The sequence below is a fragment of the Cohnella thailandensis genome (assembly GCF_014212135.1).
Classification (GTDB): Bacteria; Bacillota; Bacilli; order Paenibacillales; family Paenibacillaceae; genus Cohnella; species Cohnella thailandensis.
On record NZ_JACJVQ010000018.1, the window covers coordinates 1 to 12,509 of the forward strand.

Annotated in this window: 16 protein-coding genes and 1 rRNA gene; 2 read left to right on the forward strand and 15 right to left on the reverse strand. The window is 54.7% G+C overall.

The genetic code is table 11. From position 1 onward, the window contains the following. The 3 genes from H7B67_RS20210 to H7B67_RS20220 form a co-directional block, all read right to left on the reverse strand. A 16S ribosomal RNA gene (locus tag H7B67_RS20210) occupies positions 1-99 on the reverse strand; the annotation flags it as partial. 440 nt (positions 100-539) lie between these two features. Continuing rightward, complete coding sequence (locus tag H7B67_RS20215) at positions 540-761, reverse strand: hypothetical protein (protein WP_185121770.1); 222 nt, start codon at positions 759-761, stop codon at positions 540-542. A gap of 130 nt (positions 762-891) precedes the next feature. Then, complete coding sequence (locus H7B67_RS20220) at positions 892-1,503, reverse strand: stage II sporulation protein M (protein WP_185121687.1); 612 nt, start codon at positions 1,501-1,503, stop codon at positions 892-894. A 141-nt stretch (positions 1,504-1,644) separates the two neighbouring features. On the opposite strand from H7B67_RS20220, the gene pdaB reads away from it, so the two are divergent. After that, complete coding sequence (gene pdaB / locus H7B67_RS20225; RefSeq protein ID WP_185121688.1) at positions 1,645-2,430, forward strand: polysaccharide deacetylase family sporulation protein PdaB; 786 nt, start codon at positions 1,645-1,647, stop codon at positions 2,428-2,430. Between the two features lie 10 nt (positions 2,431-2,440). Here the strand turns inward: pdaB and H7B67_RS20230 are convergent, their stop codons facing one another. Beyond that, positions 2,441-3,067, reverse strand: a complete 627-nt coding sequence (locus H7B67_RS20230) for a KinB-signaling pathway activation protein (protein ID WP_185121689.1) — start codon at positions 3,065-3,067, stop codon at positions 2,441-2,443. A 133-nt stretch (positions 3,068-3,200) separates the two neighbouring features. On the opposite strand from H7B67_RS20230, the gene gerD reads away from it, so the two are divergent. Then, positions 3,201-3,884 carry a spore germination lipoprotein GerD gene (gene gerD / locus H7B67_RS20235; RefSeq protein WP_185121690.1) on the forward strand — a complete coding sequence of 228 codons (684 nt, stop codon included), beginning with the start codon at positions 3,201-3,203 and terminating at the stop codon, positions 3,882-3,884. 78 nt (positions 3,885-3,962) lie between these two features. On the opposite strand, the gene H7B67_RS20240 is transcribed toward gerD, so the two are convergent. The 11 genes from H7B67_RS20240 to rpsM all read right to left on the reverse strand — a co-directional run bounded on the left by H7B67_RS20240 (position 3,963) and on the right by rpsM (position 12,507). Further along, positions 3,963-5,126: an Mrp/NBP35 family ATP-binding protein gene (locus H7B67_RS20240; RefSeq protein WP_185121691.1), complete on the reverse strand. Its 1,164-nt coding sequence runs from the start codon at positions 5,124-5,126 to the stop codon at positions 3,963-3,965. A gap of 67 nt (positions 5,127-5,193) precedes the next feature. Continuing rightward, positions 5,194-5,991 (reverse strand): N-acetylmuramoyl-L-alanine amidase CwlD, encoded by a 798-nt coding sequence (gene cwlD / locus H7B67_RS20245; RefSeq protein WP_185121692.1) that lies wholly within the window; start codon positions 5,989-5,991, stop codon positions 5,194-5,196. A gap of 118 nt (positions 5,992-6,109) precedes the next feature. Further along, positions 6,110-7,279: a sulfate adenylyltransferase gene (gene sat, locus H7B67_RS20250; RefSeq protein WP_185121693.1), complete on the reverse strand. Its 1,170-nt coding sequence runs from the start codon at positions 7,277-7,279 to the stop codon at positions 6,110-6,112. 23 nt (positions 7,280-7,302) lie between these two features. Then, complete coding sequence (locus H7B67_RS20255) at positions 7,303-7,995, reverse strand: phosphoadenylyl-sulfate reductase (RefSeq protein ID WP_185121694.1); 693 nt, start codon at positions 7,993-7,995, stop codon at positions 7,303-7,305. A 180-nt stretch (positions 7,996-8,175) separates the two neighbouring features. Then, on the reverse strand, positions 8,176-8,568 hold the full coding sequence (rpsI, locus tag H7B67_RS20260; RefSeq protein ID WP_185121695.1) for a 30S ribosomal protein S9: 393 nt from the start codon (positions 8,566-8,568) through the stop codon (positions 8,176-8,178). A 20-nt stretch (positions 8,569-8,588) separates the two neighbouring features. Further along, on the reverse strand, positions 8,589-9,026 hold the full coding sequence (rplM, locus tag H7B67_RS20265) for a 50S ribosomal protein L13 (RefSeq protein WP_185121696.1): 438 nt from the start codon (positions 9,024-9,026) through the stop codon (positions 8,589-8,591). 249 nt (positions 9,027-9,275) lie between these two features. Further along, positions 9,276-10,088 carry a tRNA pseudouridine(38-40) synthase TruA gene (gene truA, locus H7B67_RS20270; protein ID WP_185121697.1) on the reverse strand — a complete coding sequence of 271 codons (813 nt, stop codon included), beginning with the start codon at positions 10,086-10,088 and terminating at the stop codon, positions 9,276-9,278. A 96-nt stretch (positions 10,089-10,184) separates the two neighbouring features. Further along, positions 10,185-10,550 (reverse strand): 50S ribosomal protein L17, encoded by a 366-nt coding sequence (rplQ, locus tag H7B67_RS20275; RefSeq protein WP_126961609.1) that lies wholly within the window; start codon positions 10,548-10,550, stop codon positions 10,185-10,187. Positions 10,551-10,583: 33 nt separating this feature from the next. Beyond that, positions 10,584-11,528 (reverse strand): DNA-directed RNA polymerase subunit alpha, encoded by a 945-nt coding sequence (locus H7B67_RS20280; RefSeq protein WP_185121698.1) that lies wholly within the window; start codon positions 11,526-11,528, stop codon positions 10,584-10,586. A gap of 193 nt (positions 11,529-11,721) precedes the next feature. After that, complete coding sequence (rpsK, locus tag H7B67_RS20285) at positions 11,722-12,120, reverse strand: 30S ribosomal protein S11 (RefSeq protein ID WP_126961605.1); 399 nt, start codon at positions 12,118-12,120, stop codon at positions 11,722-11,724. A gap of 18 nt (positions 12,121-12,138) precedes the next feature. After that, positions 12,139-12,507, reverse strand: coding sequence for a 30S ribosomal protein S13 (gene rpsM / locus H7B67_RS20290; protein ID WP_185121699.1), 369 nt, complete (start codon positions 12,505-12,507; stop codon positions 12,139-12,141). Between the last annotated feature and the right edge of the window lie 2 nt (positions 12,508-12,509).

The following is a 12,509-nucleotide window of genomic DNA, read 5'->3' on the forward strand; positions in this document are numbered from 1 at the left end:
CTTCTTAAGTAGCAAGCTACTTAAGAAGATCCGCTCGACTTGCATGTATTAGGCACGCCGCCAGCGTTCGTCCTGAGCCAGGATCAAACTCTCCATAAAGGGTAAACCTTTAGAAGAACCTTGAAGGCTCGTTCTGTACTGCTGGTTTGTCTCGCAAGAACCGAAGCTCTTGCTCGACTTTATTTCATTACGCTCGATGTTCAGTTTTCAAGGAACAAGTTTGTTTCGTTTCTTGTCGTTCGCTTTTCAGCGGCGACTTTTATAATATACCACAGTGCGTTAGGCGTTTGCAACAGGTAATTTCTACCTCGTCGCTATCGCCTCATTGGCGACTCGCTTTACGCTTGCTCCCTCTCGGAGGGGCGGAAATTAATTTACCACATAGGCACAAGCATAGTCAAGGCTTTATTTTATTTTTCTCGGCGCTTTCCGGCAAGACGGCGGCAACCCTGAATTATACGCAGCGAAAAGCATCAAAAAAAGCGCTCTTCCCGCTTCCGTGCAAGCGAGTCGAGCGCCTTAAACAAATTCATTCGACTTTAACGGGTCTTCTTAAGGCCCAATGAATACCTGGACAGCTCACGCGGCGGCGCGATGCGGGCATACATCCGAAAAATCGTCTTATACCGTTTAGAGATCGCTTCTTTGACGGGACCGTCCAAACGGCGATCGCTCATATCCAGCAGCATCTCATCCATCTCTTTGCGAAGCAGGTAGTCGAATTCCTTGCATTCTTTATCGGTAAACATCATCCCCAGCATAGCCATATGCTGCCGACCTCCATTCGATTCAGAGCATAACCGGCGACGAATGGAACGCTTGCGCCGGATGTGTCTACTGTTATGCTCATAATCTGTCAGCTTTATGACGCCCGGAAGAGACTTTTCCGCTTTAAGCGGAAACTAACCAATAAGTAAGGGTGCTTTCGATCGCAGCCGCTCCCAACAGAAGAACGACGATCAACAAAACCGCCGGTATAACGCCGCGAATGGACACTTTGAATTTGCCCCACGGGTCCGTCCTGCCGATCAGGGAACCGAAAATCCCCCTTAGAAGGGTGATGCCCAGCTGCACTCCGTATGCGCAAGCAATGAGAATCGCGGGAATCTCCAGAACGCCATGCGGCAGAATCCCTTTTACGATGGAAGGCCAGATGTTGACACCTTGATCCGCCACGTTGCCGAACAGATACCCCATGATCATCCCGTTCAACACAAGGGTAGCTATTGGCATAATCCCGGCCATTAACCCCATGAACATAGACATCAGCGAGGCGTAAATATTATTCGACAGGATGGTCGTGAACATGGTCTGCTGCGGGTTGCTCGATTCGCTGGCCTCCCTGGCCATATCCTGCAATTGAAGCAACTGCTTATCCAACCAGTCGACCGGGGCTTGAGCCGCCGCTCCGACGATAATGCTGGCGAAGAAAATCATCGTCGCAAAAATCACGTAAGGCTTTACTTGTCTCCAATTCTGCTTCAAGCCTTGCTTGGTGAACATTATTTTCGAATACCCCCGTTCTTCAGGTGTCGCGAATATCGGGCCTATGGTCAAGCATACATTGTATGGACCAAGCCTGGATCTTGTCCGGCTATGTTCGTCTAAACCTGAACCGAATGATGAAAGGGGCGGATTTCACCCATGAACCACTTCTTCGTATTCAATGGCAAGCGCATTAAGAGATTCTTCTTCCTCTTGCTGGCGACGGCGTTCTCCGCGGGAGTGATCTGGGCCGAGAAAGACAATATCAGCGTCTTCGCCCCGCATCCTCCCGCAGCCATCTACAGCGTTCCGACGGATCGCAAGGTTATCGCCCTCACCTTCGACATCAGCTGGGGGGACAAGCGTACCGAGCCTATTCTAGAGATTCTTAAGAACAAAGGCGTGGCCAATGCCACCTTCTTTCTCTCCTCCCCCTGGAGCAAGACGCATCCGGAGATCGTAAAGAAGATCGTCGACGGAGGCTTCGAAATCGGCAGCCACGGTCACAAGCACGACAATTACAGCCAACTCAGCGACGAAGAGATTCGCAAGCAAATTACCGCCGCCCATGGCATTTTATCCGAGATGACGGGCCGTACCCCGAACCTGATCCGCATGCCGAACGGCGACTTCGATAAGCGCGTGCTGCGGATCGCGGAAGAGTTGAATTATAAAGTCATTCAATGGGATACGGATTCCATGGATTGGACGAATCCCGGAGTCGACACGATCGTCAACCGCGTGGTAACCAAAGCCCATCCGGGAGACATCGTCCTCCTCCACGCCAGCGACTCCTGCAAGGAGACCCACGAAGCCCTGCCGGCCATTATCGACCAATTGCGCTCTCAAGGGTACGAGTTCGTGACGGTGTCCCAGCTGATCTCTCAGACGAATAACAGCGGCAAGACGGTCGAGGATCCCTCCGTCTGGAATCGGTTCGCCTAAGTTAATACGTTCAATGAGCCTCTGCGGTTACCGCGGGGGCGTCTTTTTTCTTATTCCTGGAGCTGTCTAGAATGTGATGGAGGCGAAGAATGTGATAAGCGTTGCATACGAACAAAGGTACGATGGTAAAAACGAGCGAGGACGCATTGCCCGACTGGAAGCCCGGAAGAGCTTCGATGGCGGTGCCAGCGATCATGAAGAACAAGGTTGGAATCCAGGCTCCCGACGAAGTTTCGAACGATTTGCGCCACGCCACCGCCGCTGAAGCAACCGCCAGGACAAGGGGAACCGACCAGAAGATGTGCCCCTGAAACTCGCTATCGTAGGTCCAGTAGGCAATCTCGATCAAGACGAATACGGCAAGGAAGCCTTGAAGCGCTACCCATAAATAAGGACGTTTGAAAATGCTTCTAGCGATATAGTTCACCATCATATAAGCGAAGAACCCCATGTGGGCGAATGCCCCCAAGCTGAGTCCCGCCATGAACATCATGACGATATTAAATAGCCAATCTCCCGTCTTGACCACGCGGAACGACGAATCCCCAAGAAGCATGATCAAACCCGTCGCAAGGGATACCGCTCCCCCAAGAAGTATGGACACCCCGAATAGTGTCATCCATTTGCGCAAATTCAACTCGAATTCCTCCTCTGTCAGATAACACTTATTTTACCACGATCCTTACAAAAAGCCATTTAAGACCCGTTATATTCGTTCCTCCCCTGTCGCATACTAACCCCACAAAGCCCCATGAAGGGAGTAGGTCGGTATGCGTCAACGCGCGCCGTGGATATTGGCCTTGTTCGGAATTGTCATCAGCCTGAGCGGCTGCGGTCCGGAGACCAGCAGCGGCGGCGGCGAGCAGATGAGCTATAAGGACGTCAAGTCCATGGTCATCGATATTCTTGGTTCCAGCGAGGCCCAAGAAGCCTTGCAGAAAGCCTCGACCGCCAAGTACGGCGCCAGCGGTCTTCACATGCAGTCGCTGACTCCCCAGGATCAGGAGGAGGTTCGCACGGCCGTTAAAGATGTTCTCACCTCCCCCGAATACGACAAAATTCTTCAAGGCATTATGACGGACACGAAATTCGCGGGAGAATTCGCCAAGGCGGTTAGCAAGGATAACAAGCAGTTGCAGAAGGACCTGTTGAAGGATCCTGCTTACCAGAAGGAACTCACTAACATCCTTAAAGGCAAGGAAATGCAGACGGTCATGTTCGAAGCGATGAAGTCGACGGAATACCGCACTCAGATGATGAGCGCCGTTCAGGAAGCGGTGCAGAATCCGATTTTTAAGCTTGAGTTGATGAAGATCCTTCAGGACGTCGTTAAACAGGAGCTGAATCCGCAGACCAAGGACCAAGCCAAGAAAGGCGGGGACAGCGGCGGAGAAGGCGGCGGCGATAGCGGCGGCGGAGGCGAAGGCGGCGAAGGCGGCGAGGGCGGCGGTTAACAAAAAAGAAGAGGCTGAACGCGGGGCGTAAATGCCAGCGTTCAGCCTCTTTTTTCATAGCGCTAATGTTCAATGGAATTAAGCTTCCGTACGGCGAATCACTTGGGCAGCCAGTTCCAGATACTCCCGTCCCGTAGGCGACTCCGCTTTATAGACGGAAGGCGAGAAATCGGGCTCCGACGGATGATTATCCGGAGCGCCCAGAGGGAATTGGGCGAGAAGATCGGTATGCAGCGTCTCCGCCAGCATGCCGCCGCCTCCTCTCCCGAAGACGTAATCGCGCTTCCCGCAGGAGCTGCATTCGTAATAGGACATGTTCTCTACGACGCCAATGATCTCATGATTCGTCTTGATCGCCATCGATCCCGCCCGCGCGGCGACGAAAGCCGCCGTCGCGTGCGGGGTCGTCACGATAATTTCCCTGCTATGCGGAATAATCTGGTGGACGTCCAGCGCGACGTCGCCCGTGCCCGGCGGCAGATCCAGCAGGACATAATCCAAATCGCCCCAGTCGATCTCCGCGAAGAAGTTGCGGAGCATCCGGCCCAGCATAGGGCCGCGCCAGACGACCGGGCTGTTGTCCTCGACGAAGAAGCCCATCGAAATCACTTTGACACCGAATCGTTCGACCGGCATGATTTTGTTGCCCACCTGCTGCGGCCTTTCCTCGATTCCCATCATGTCCGGAACGCTGAAGCCGTAAATATCGCAGTCCATGAGTCCTACTCGCTTGCCGCTGCGGGCCAGCGCAACCGCCAAATTAACGGTTACGGTCGATTTGCCTACGCCGCCCTTGCCGCTGGCGATGGCGATGAACTGTACCTTGCTGTCGGGACTTAGCAGCGGGCTCGATTCGAGTCCGGTACCGTGGCCCTTAACCGGAGCCGCGCCTTTATCGGCGGAGCCTGCGGCAGCGGTTGGGGCTGCCTGCTCGGACGAAGCTTGCCTTCCTTCCGCGGCATTGGCGCTTGCTTTATGGCTCGCATCGGCTTGCTCATGTTCGGTCATGACCCGCACGCGGAATTTAGCCAGCTCCGCGCCCAGCTTCACGATCGCCGCGCGTACTTCCAACTCTAATTTGGCCGATTGTTCTACGCTGTTCGGGTGAAGCACCGCCGTCAGCGATACTTTCCCTTCCTTAACGACGATATCCCGGACCAGGTTAAGCTCGATCAGGGATACGTGAAGCGTAGGCTCGTCAATCGACTTCAATGTTTCCAATATCGATTCTCTTGTAATCATCTTTCGCGCCCTCGCTTCTTTTTTTGCACAATTGCCCTTATTATAGCACATTCGAATCGCCTGATGCCTAAGGCTTCACGGCGCCGTCCTCTCCGGAGGCATACCGCAGAACGCCGCGATAGAGGGCAGCCGCGACCTTCTTCTGATATTCTTCGTCCGCCAGCAGCCTTGCTTCGCGCGGATGGGACAGAAAGCCGATCTCGATAAGCGCCGTCGGCATCGTCAGAGTCTTGAGGAGATACACTTTGTCGTTCTTGATGGCGGTGCGGTTCGTGTTGCCCAGCGACTCTCGGATCTCCCTCTGGATGACGGCCGCGAGCCGGATGCTCTCTTCCCTGCCGGAGAAATAGAAGGATTGAGCGCCGGACCAGTTCGGCGACGGCACGCTGTTCATGTGAATGCTAAGCGCAAGGTCCGCCTTGCGGCTTTGGATCAATTCCACCCGGGAGATTAAATCCTCCGTCTTGCGCTTGGAATAACCCTTCACGTCCTTGCCGGCCAGGTCGTAGTCTCCTTCCCTTGTCAGGATGACAAGCGCTCCGGCCTGCTGCAGATAGTCCCTCAAGTATTGCACGATCGCCATATTGATATCCTTCTCGATAATGCCGCTGCGACTCTCCGCCCCGCCGTCCGCCCCGCCATGGCCGGCATCCAAGGCGATGATCTTGCCGGTAAGCGGAGTTGTCCAGAACGTCCATGTCTTGGTGGACGGGATCTCGGCAAAGAGGACCGTCATGGCAAGAACGAGAAGACCCGCCACCGCCGCAAGCCTCAGCCAGCCTCGCTTGGTTACCCAGACGACGAATCGAGGCAGGGCGATCCGGTATCTCCTGCTGCCGTTCGGATTGTTCGATTGCTTGGACATAACAAAACCACCTCGTCCCAACGATGTAACGGTACATCTTATGGGACAAGGCGGTTATTTATTCTTATTATGATCAATGCCATGATCGATGCCATGATGAATGCAGCTTTGGGATCTACTAGGCCCCGCCCGCCTGCGCCATGCCCTCGATCAAGATCTTGGCGACTTCCGGACGGGAGAATTCCGGAGGAGGGGAGGTGCCCTCGCGCAGCAAAGCGCGAACCTTCGTTCCGGACAGCGTCAGGTGGTCTTCCTTGCCGTGCGGGCAAGTCTTGCTGGAAGCCATATTGCCGCACCTCGTGCAGTAGAAGCTATGCTCGAAGAATAGCGGCGTGATGCCCAGTTCTTCCGCATCGAACGTGCGGAGCAGGTCCTGAGCCTCATACGTGCCGTAATAATCGCCAACGCCCGCGTGATCTCGGCCGACGATAAAATGCGTACAGCCGTAATTCCTTCGAACCAAGGCATGGAAGATGGCTTCGCGCGGGCCCGCATAACGCATCGCGGCCGGGAAAACGCCGAGGAACACGCGATCCTTCGGGTAATAGTTCTCCAACAGCGCAAGGTAACTCTTCATTCGGACGTTCGCCGGCACGTCGTCCGACTTCGTCTCGCCGACAAGAGGGTTCAGGAAGAGGCCGTCGACGATCTCCATCGCGGACTTCTGAATGTACTCGTGAGCGCGGTGGACCGGGTTGCGGGTCTGGAAGCCGACGATCGTTCTCCAGCCCTTCTCCGCGAAGATGCGGCGCGTCTCGGCCGGATCGTAATAGTACTCGTTGAACTTCTTCGGCTTCGGACGGTTCAACACGCGAATCGCCCCGCCGACATAGGTATCGGGACGATCGAACAGCTTCGCGACGCCCGGGTGTTCCAAGTCGTCCGTCTTGAACACTTGAACGGCTTCATGCTTCTTATCGGCCTTGTAGATACTTTCTACGTCGATGACGCCATAAACCGCGCCGTCTTGCTCTCCGACAAGCGCGGCACGTTCGCCGACCTTAAGCGTTGCCGCCCGATCGCTCGTAACGGCCAGCGTAATCGGAAGGCTCCAAACGATGCCGTTCGCCAATCTCATCGTGTTCACGACGGACAGATAATCTTCTTCGTTCATAAAGCCGGTAAGAGGGCTGAACGCTCCGACGCCGATAAGATCGAGGTCGGAGATCGTCCAAGCGTTTACGGGAATGGAGGCCAGCTTCGCCGTCGCGTCGAGCAATTCTTGTCGCTCATGTCCTTCAACAATACGATTGATCAAGGTATCGCGATGAGGCAAACTTGCAGTCATTCGCATTCCTCTCTTCGCTCGTCTTATTTGTGCAGGCCGCACTCCGTCTTCTCGGAACCGGACCAACGTCCGGCGCGAGGATCTTCGCCCGGCATGACCGGACGAGTGCAATGCTCGCAGCCGATGCTCGGATAATTCCGATCGTGCAGAGGGTTATATATAATGTTATTCTCGCGGATATAGTTCCATACGTCTTCGGAGGTCCACGCCGCAAGCGGGTTGAATTTGACTAGACCGAACTTCGTATCGTATTCGACCTTCTTCGCGTTGGCGCGAGTCGGAGCCTGATCTCGGCGAATTCCGGTGATCCACGCCTCGTATTGTCCGAGAATGCGGGTCAGCGGCTCAACCTTGCGGATGTTGCAGCAGCCGTTCGGATCGCTTTTCCACAGCTCTGCGCCATGCTCGGCGGCTTGCTCTTCGGGAGTCAACTTCGGCTTGACTTGGATAAACTTCAAACCGTACTTCTCCGCCATGCGGTCGCGCGTCTCATACGTCTCCTTGAAGTGAAAGTCCGTGTCCAGATAGAAGATGTCCGTAGAGGGACTGATCTTCTGAAGCATATCGACAAGCACGACGTCCTCCGCGCCGAAGCTGCATGCAAACGTGATCTTCGGGAATGTCTCGACCGCGAACTTAATGACGGCTTCAGGCGATGCGTTCTCGAACTCTTCCGCCTTCTCGCGAATTAGAGCTTCTTTCTCCAACAGGTTCATCCGTATATCCCCCCGTACACAAGTAGGCTTACTTTATTACCTGAATTATACGTTATCTGATCGGATTATACAATGAATCGCAAGCACTTTCTTTCGTTTTGGTAAAAAGTTTTCGATGTCAGGATATGCAAAAAAGCCCTCTCGGCTGCCATAAACAGCGAGAAGGCTTTGAGGGATCGATTAGCGCTTCGAGAATTGAGGAGCGCGACGAGCCGCTTTGAGGCCGTACTTCTTACGTTCCTTCATACGAGGATCGCGAGTCAGGAATCCGGCTCTCTTCAGAGTGGAGCGCAGCTCCGGATCTGCCTTCAGCAGAGCGCGGGAGATGCCGTGACGGATAGCGCCCGCTTGGCCGGACATGCCGCCGCCGTTAGCAAGAACGATGATGTCGTACTTGCCGTTGGTTTCGGTCAGAACGAGCGGTTGCTTAACGATCAGCTTCAGCGTCTCCAGACCGAAATATTCGTCGATGTTGCGCTTGTTGATAATGATTTGGCCTTCACCCGGTACGAGACGAACGCGCGCAACCGAATGCTTCCGGCGGCCTGTTCCAATATAATTCGCTTGAGCCATTGGTAGGTCCTCCCTTTCGATTAACCGCGAAGTTCGTAAACTTCAGGTTGTTGGGCTTGGTGCGGATGCTCCGAACCAGCGTATACTTTGAGCTTCGTTTGCAGTTGGTGACCCAGCTTGTTCTTAGGAAGCATGCCGTATACGGCAAGCTCGACGATGCGAGCAGGCTTCTTGGCGATCATTTCCGCAGCCGTCGTCGTCTTAAGACCGCCCGGATAGTGCGAGTGGGTGTAGTACTTCTTTTGTTGCAGCTTCTTGCCCGTCAGGACAATCTTCTCGGCGTTGATGATGACGACGAAGTCGCCCGTATCAACATGAGGAGTAAATTCTGGTTTGTGCTTGCCGCGGATCAGGGAAGCCGCTTCGGTAGCCAGACGGCCGAGGGTCTTGCCTGCGGCGTCGATGACATACCATTTGCGCTCGACTTCGTTCGGCTTCGCGATATAAGTGGTACGCATTGGAGTTCCTCCTTCTGGATTAGCTAGGTTACGCGTTTGTATGTCTAAAGACACGTTCATTCATCATTGTTGGTTAGAAGAAAAATGACGGCCAATATTCTAGAACCGACGGTATCTTCGGGAAACCGCGATTTATTGGGCGTTATTTTCAGAAGCGCGATCTTCATCGGGGGCCGTGGGTAGCCATGAAGAACACACAATGATTATTGTACATCATTATGCCTACTATCGCAAGAACAATATTATCTATTAGTGCCTGCGATTGATGGCTTCCCGCCAATCGATTCCCCATTCGGGTCCGTATTCGACGCTCATGAGCGTCAAGCCGTGCGGCACCGCCGTAGGACCGGCTTTGGAGCGATCCTTGGCCGCCAGAATGATCCCCATATCCTCCGGCTTGCGCTTGCCCACGCCGACTTGCAACAGCGTGCCCGCGATGATTCTCACCATGTTATAGAGGAATCCGTTGCCGGATACGATCAAGCTTGCCTTGGCTCTCCCCTGTTCGATCTCTCCGTCGCCTCCCGGCTCCACCAACAGCTTCGCTTCGTACAAAGTACGAACATGATGAGGCTTCGTCGAGAGCGGAGACGTAAAGGACGAGAAGTCGTGCTCTCCCAGAAGGTAAGCGAGCCCTTCCTGCATGGCCGAGAAGCGCAGAGGCGCGGGGTGGTGAAAAACATACTTCCGGTCGAAGACGTCCGGGAAGCGGCAGCTCGTGATCGCGTACTTGTACGTTTTGCGTATGGCCGACCTTCTCGAATGGAATTCGAGCGGCACCTCGACGGCCGCGCGCACGACGATATCGTCGGGAAGTCTGGTGTTCAGGGCAAGAGCCCAACGCTCCGCCGGGATCTTCGATTCCGTGTGGAAGTGTACCACTTGCCCTAACGCATGAACGCCGGCGTCCGTACGGCCGGAACCATGGATCTTGAGCTTCTCGCCGGTTAACGCCTTTATGGCCTCCTCGAGATGATCCTGGACGGTGTTGCCGCCCGGCTGACTCTGATACCCGTAATATCCGGTACCGTCGTAGCTGACGAGCATGCAAATGTTGCGCAAATACTTCACCTCCGCAATAGATCCCCAAAGCGAAGCGACCAACAAAAAAAGGATGACCCGAAGACGAAGTTCGGCCCATCCTTTCTTGTTCCGGTCTTACGCGCGATCTACGAGCTCGAGGTATACCATCGGCGCGGAGTCTCCGCGACGAGGTCCAAGCTTCAAGATGCGAGTGTATCCGCCCGGACGTTCCGCATAGCGCGGCGCCAAATCGGAGAACAACTTCTGGATGGCGTCTTGATCGCCGTTCAGGGTTTCCCGACGTACGAATGCAGCTACTTGGCGACGAGCGTGCAGATCACCGCGCTTCGCGAGCGTGATCAGCTTCTCGGCGATCGAACGAACTTCCTTGGCCTTAGCCTCGGTCGTTTGGATGCGTTCGTACAGGAACAGGTCGGTTACCAGATCGCGGAAGAGAGCCTTCCGAGCGCTGGAATCGCGACTCAGTTTTTGGTAAGCCATCGTTTTCCCTCCTTGCTGTATATTCCATTGCGCTTATTCTTCAATACGTAATCCGAGTCCGAGCTCCTCGAGCTTCTCTTGAACTTCTTCCAAGGACTTGCGGCCCAGGTTGCGGACCTTCATCATGTCCTCTTCGGACTTCGTGATCAGCTCTTGCACGGTATTGATACCGGCGCGCTTGAGGCAGTTGTAGGAACGGACGGAGAGATCGAGCTCTTCGATGGTCATCTCGAGCACCTTCTCCTTCTTGTCCTCTTCCTTCTCCTTCATCGTCTCGGTGTCTTTGGCTTCGTCCGTTAGTCCGACGAACAACGACAAGTGATCCGTGAGGATCTTCGCGCCCAGACTGACCGCTTCTTCCGGTCGAATACTTCCGTCGGTCCACACTTCGAGCGTGAGCTTGTCATAGTTGGTAACTTGGCCGACGCGGGTGTTTTCGACTTTATAGTTGACGCGGGTAATAGGCGTGTAGATCGAGTCGACTGGAATGACGCCAATCGGCTGATCTTCCTTCTTGTTGCGATCCGCCGGGACATAACCGCGTCCCTGTCTGGCAAAAATGCGCATGTGAAGGCGCGCACCGGAAGCCAGAGTTGCGATGTGCAGATCCGGATTCAGGATCTCCACGTCGCTATCCGCCCTAATGTCGCCGGCCGTTACGATACCTTCGCCTTCGGCATCAATCTCGAGCACTTTCTCCTCGTCCGAATGAATCTTCAGCGAAAGCCGTTTCAGGTTGAGGATAATTTCCGTTACATCCTCAATAACGCCGGGAACGGTAGAGAATTCATGAAGAACACCGTCAATCTGAACCGAGATGACGGCGGCGCCCGGAAGGGACGACAGCAGAATACGACGGAGGGAATTACCCAGAGTCATGCCATAGCCGCGCTCCAGCGGCTCAACGACAAAACGACCGTACCTCTTATCTTCTTGAATCTCCACGGACTCGATTTTCGGCTTCTCGATCACAATCACAACCATAACCCTCCTTCAAAACGTCGCTTGCTGCGCTGACGTTGCCGATTGTTTACCCTGTAAAGCCGACGGTCCCAAGGTACCTTGTTAATCGATCTTACGGGTCGTGCCGCTAGGGTAAACCATGTAGTATGTCTAAGCAATACAACCATTATTCACAAGTTGCTGTTGTTTGATACCACACGGGCACGCGTTATACGCGGCGGCGCTTCGGAGGACGGCAGCCGTTGTGAGGGATCGGCGTAACGTCTTTGATCATGCTGACTTCAAGGCCTGCGGCTTGAAGGGAACGGATAGCCGCTTCACGGCCAGCGCCAGGACCCTTAACCATGACTTCAACGACGCGCATGCCGTGCTCCATCGCCGCGCGAGCCGCAGACTCGGCTGCCATCTGCGCTGCGAACGGAGTGCTCTTACGCGAGCCTTTGAACCCAAGGTTGCCGGAGCTCGCCCAGGAGATCGCGTTTCCGTGAGGATCCGTGATCGTGACGATCGTGTTGTTGAACGTCGAACGGATGTGTGCTACGCCCGAATCGATATTCTTCCGGTCACGACGCTTGGTGCGAACGACTTTCTTTCCTTTTGGTGCCATGCTTGTTATCCCCCCTTATTACTTCTTCTTGTTAGCTACCGTACGGCGCGGACCTTTGCGCGTGCGGGCATTCGTTTTCGTACGTTGACCGCGAACCGGGAGGCCGCGACGGTGACGGACACCGCGATAGCAGCCGATTTCGATCAGACGCTTGATGTTCAGAGCGATATCGCGACGCAGGTCGCCTTCAACCTTAAGGGACTTGTCGATACCTTCGCGGATGCGAGCGAGCTCGTCTTCCGTCAGGTCGCGAACGCGAGTGTTAGGGTTGATTTCAGCCGTTGCGAGCAGCTTCTGGGAAGTGGTTTTGCCGATCCCGAAGATGTACGTCAGGGCGATTTCCACGCGCTTGTCGCGCGGAAGGTCAACACCAGCAATACGTGCCATGC

What these genes read in the sequence shown, in the direction of transcription:
- rplQ (WP_126961609.1), bottom strand. Translation starts at nt 10,550, where the DNA reads ATGGCTTACCAAAAACTGAGTCGCGATTCCAGCGCTCGGAAGGCTCTC.
- H7B67_RS20215 (WP_185121770.1), bottom strand. Translation starts at nt 761, where the DNA reads ATGCTGGGGATGATGTTTACCGATAAAGAATGCAAGGAATTCGACTAC.
- sat (WP_185121693.1), bottom strand. Translation starts at nt 7,279, where the DNA reads ATGACTGCAAGTTTGCCTCATCGCGATACCTTGATCAATCGTATTGTT.
- rplM (WP_185121696.1), bottom strand. Translation starts at nt 9,026, where the DNA reads ATGCGTACCACTTATATCGCGAAGCCGAACGAAGTCGAGCGCAAATGG.
- gerD (WP_185121690.1), top strand. Translation starts at nt 3,201, where the DNA reads ATGCGTCAACGCGCGCCGTGGATATTGGCCTTGTTCGGAATTGTCATC.
- H7B67_RS20220 (WP_185121687.1), bottom strand. Translation starts at nt 1,503, where the DNA reads ATGTTCACCAAGCAAGGCTTGAAGCAGAATTGGAGACAAGTAAAGCCT.
- H7B67_RS20240 (WP_185121691.1), bottom strand. Translation starts at nt 5,126, where the DNA reads ATGATTACAAGAGAATCGATATTGGAAACATTGAAGTCGATTGACGAG.
- pdaB (WP_185121688.1), top strand. Translation starts at nt 1,645, where the DNA reads ATGAACCACTTCTTCGTATTCAATGGCAAGCGCATTAAGAGATTCTTC.
- rpsI (WP_185121695.1), bottom strand. Translation starts at nt 8,568, where the DNA reads ATGGCTCAAGCGAATTATATTGGAACAGGCCGCCGGAAGCATTCGGTT.
- cwlD (WP_185121692.1), bottom strand. Translation starts at nt 5,991, where the DNA reads ATGTCCAAGCAATCGAACAATCCGAACGGCAGCAGGAGATACCGGATC.
- rpsK (WP_126961605.1), bottom strand. Translation starts at nt 12,120, where the DNA reads ATGGCACCAAAAGGAAAGAAAGTCGTTCGCACCAAGCGTCGTGACCGG.
- rpsM (WP_185121699.1), bottom strand. Translation starts at nt 12,507, where the DNA reads ATGGCACGTATTGCTGGTGTTGACCTTCCGCGCGACAAGCGCGTGGAA.
- H7B67_RS20255 (WP_185121694.1), bottom strand. Translation starts at nt 7,995, where the DNA reads ATGAACCTGTTGGAGAAAGAAGCTCTAATTCGCGAGAAGGCGGAAGAG.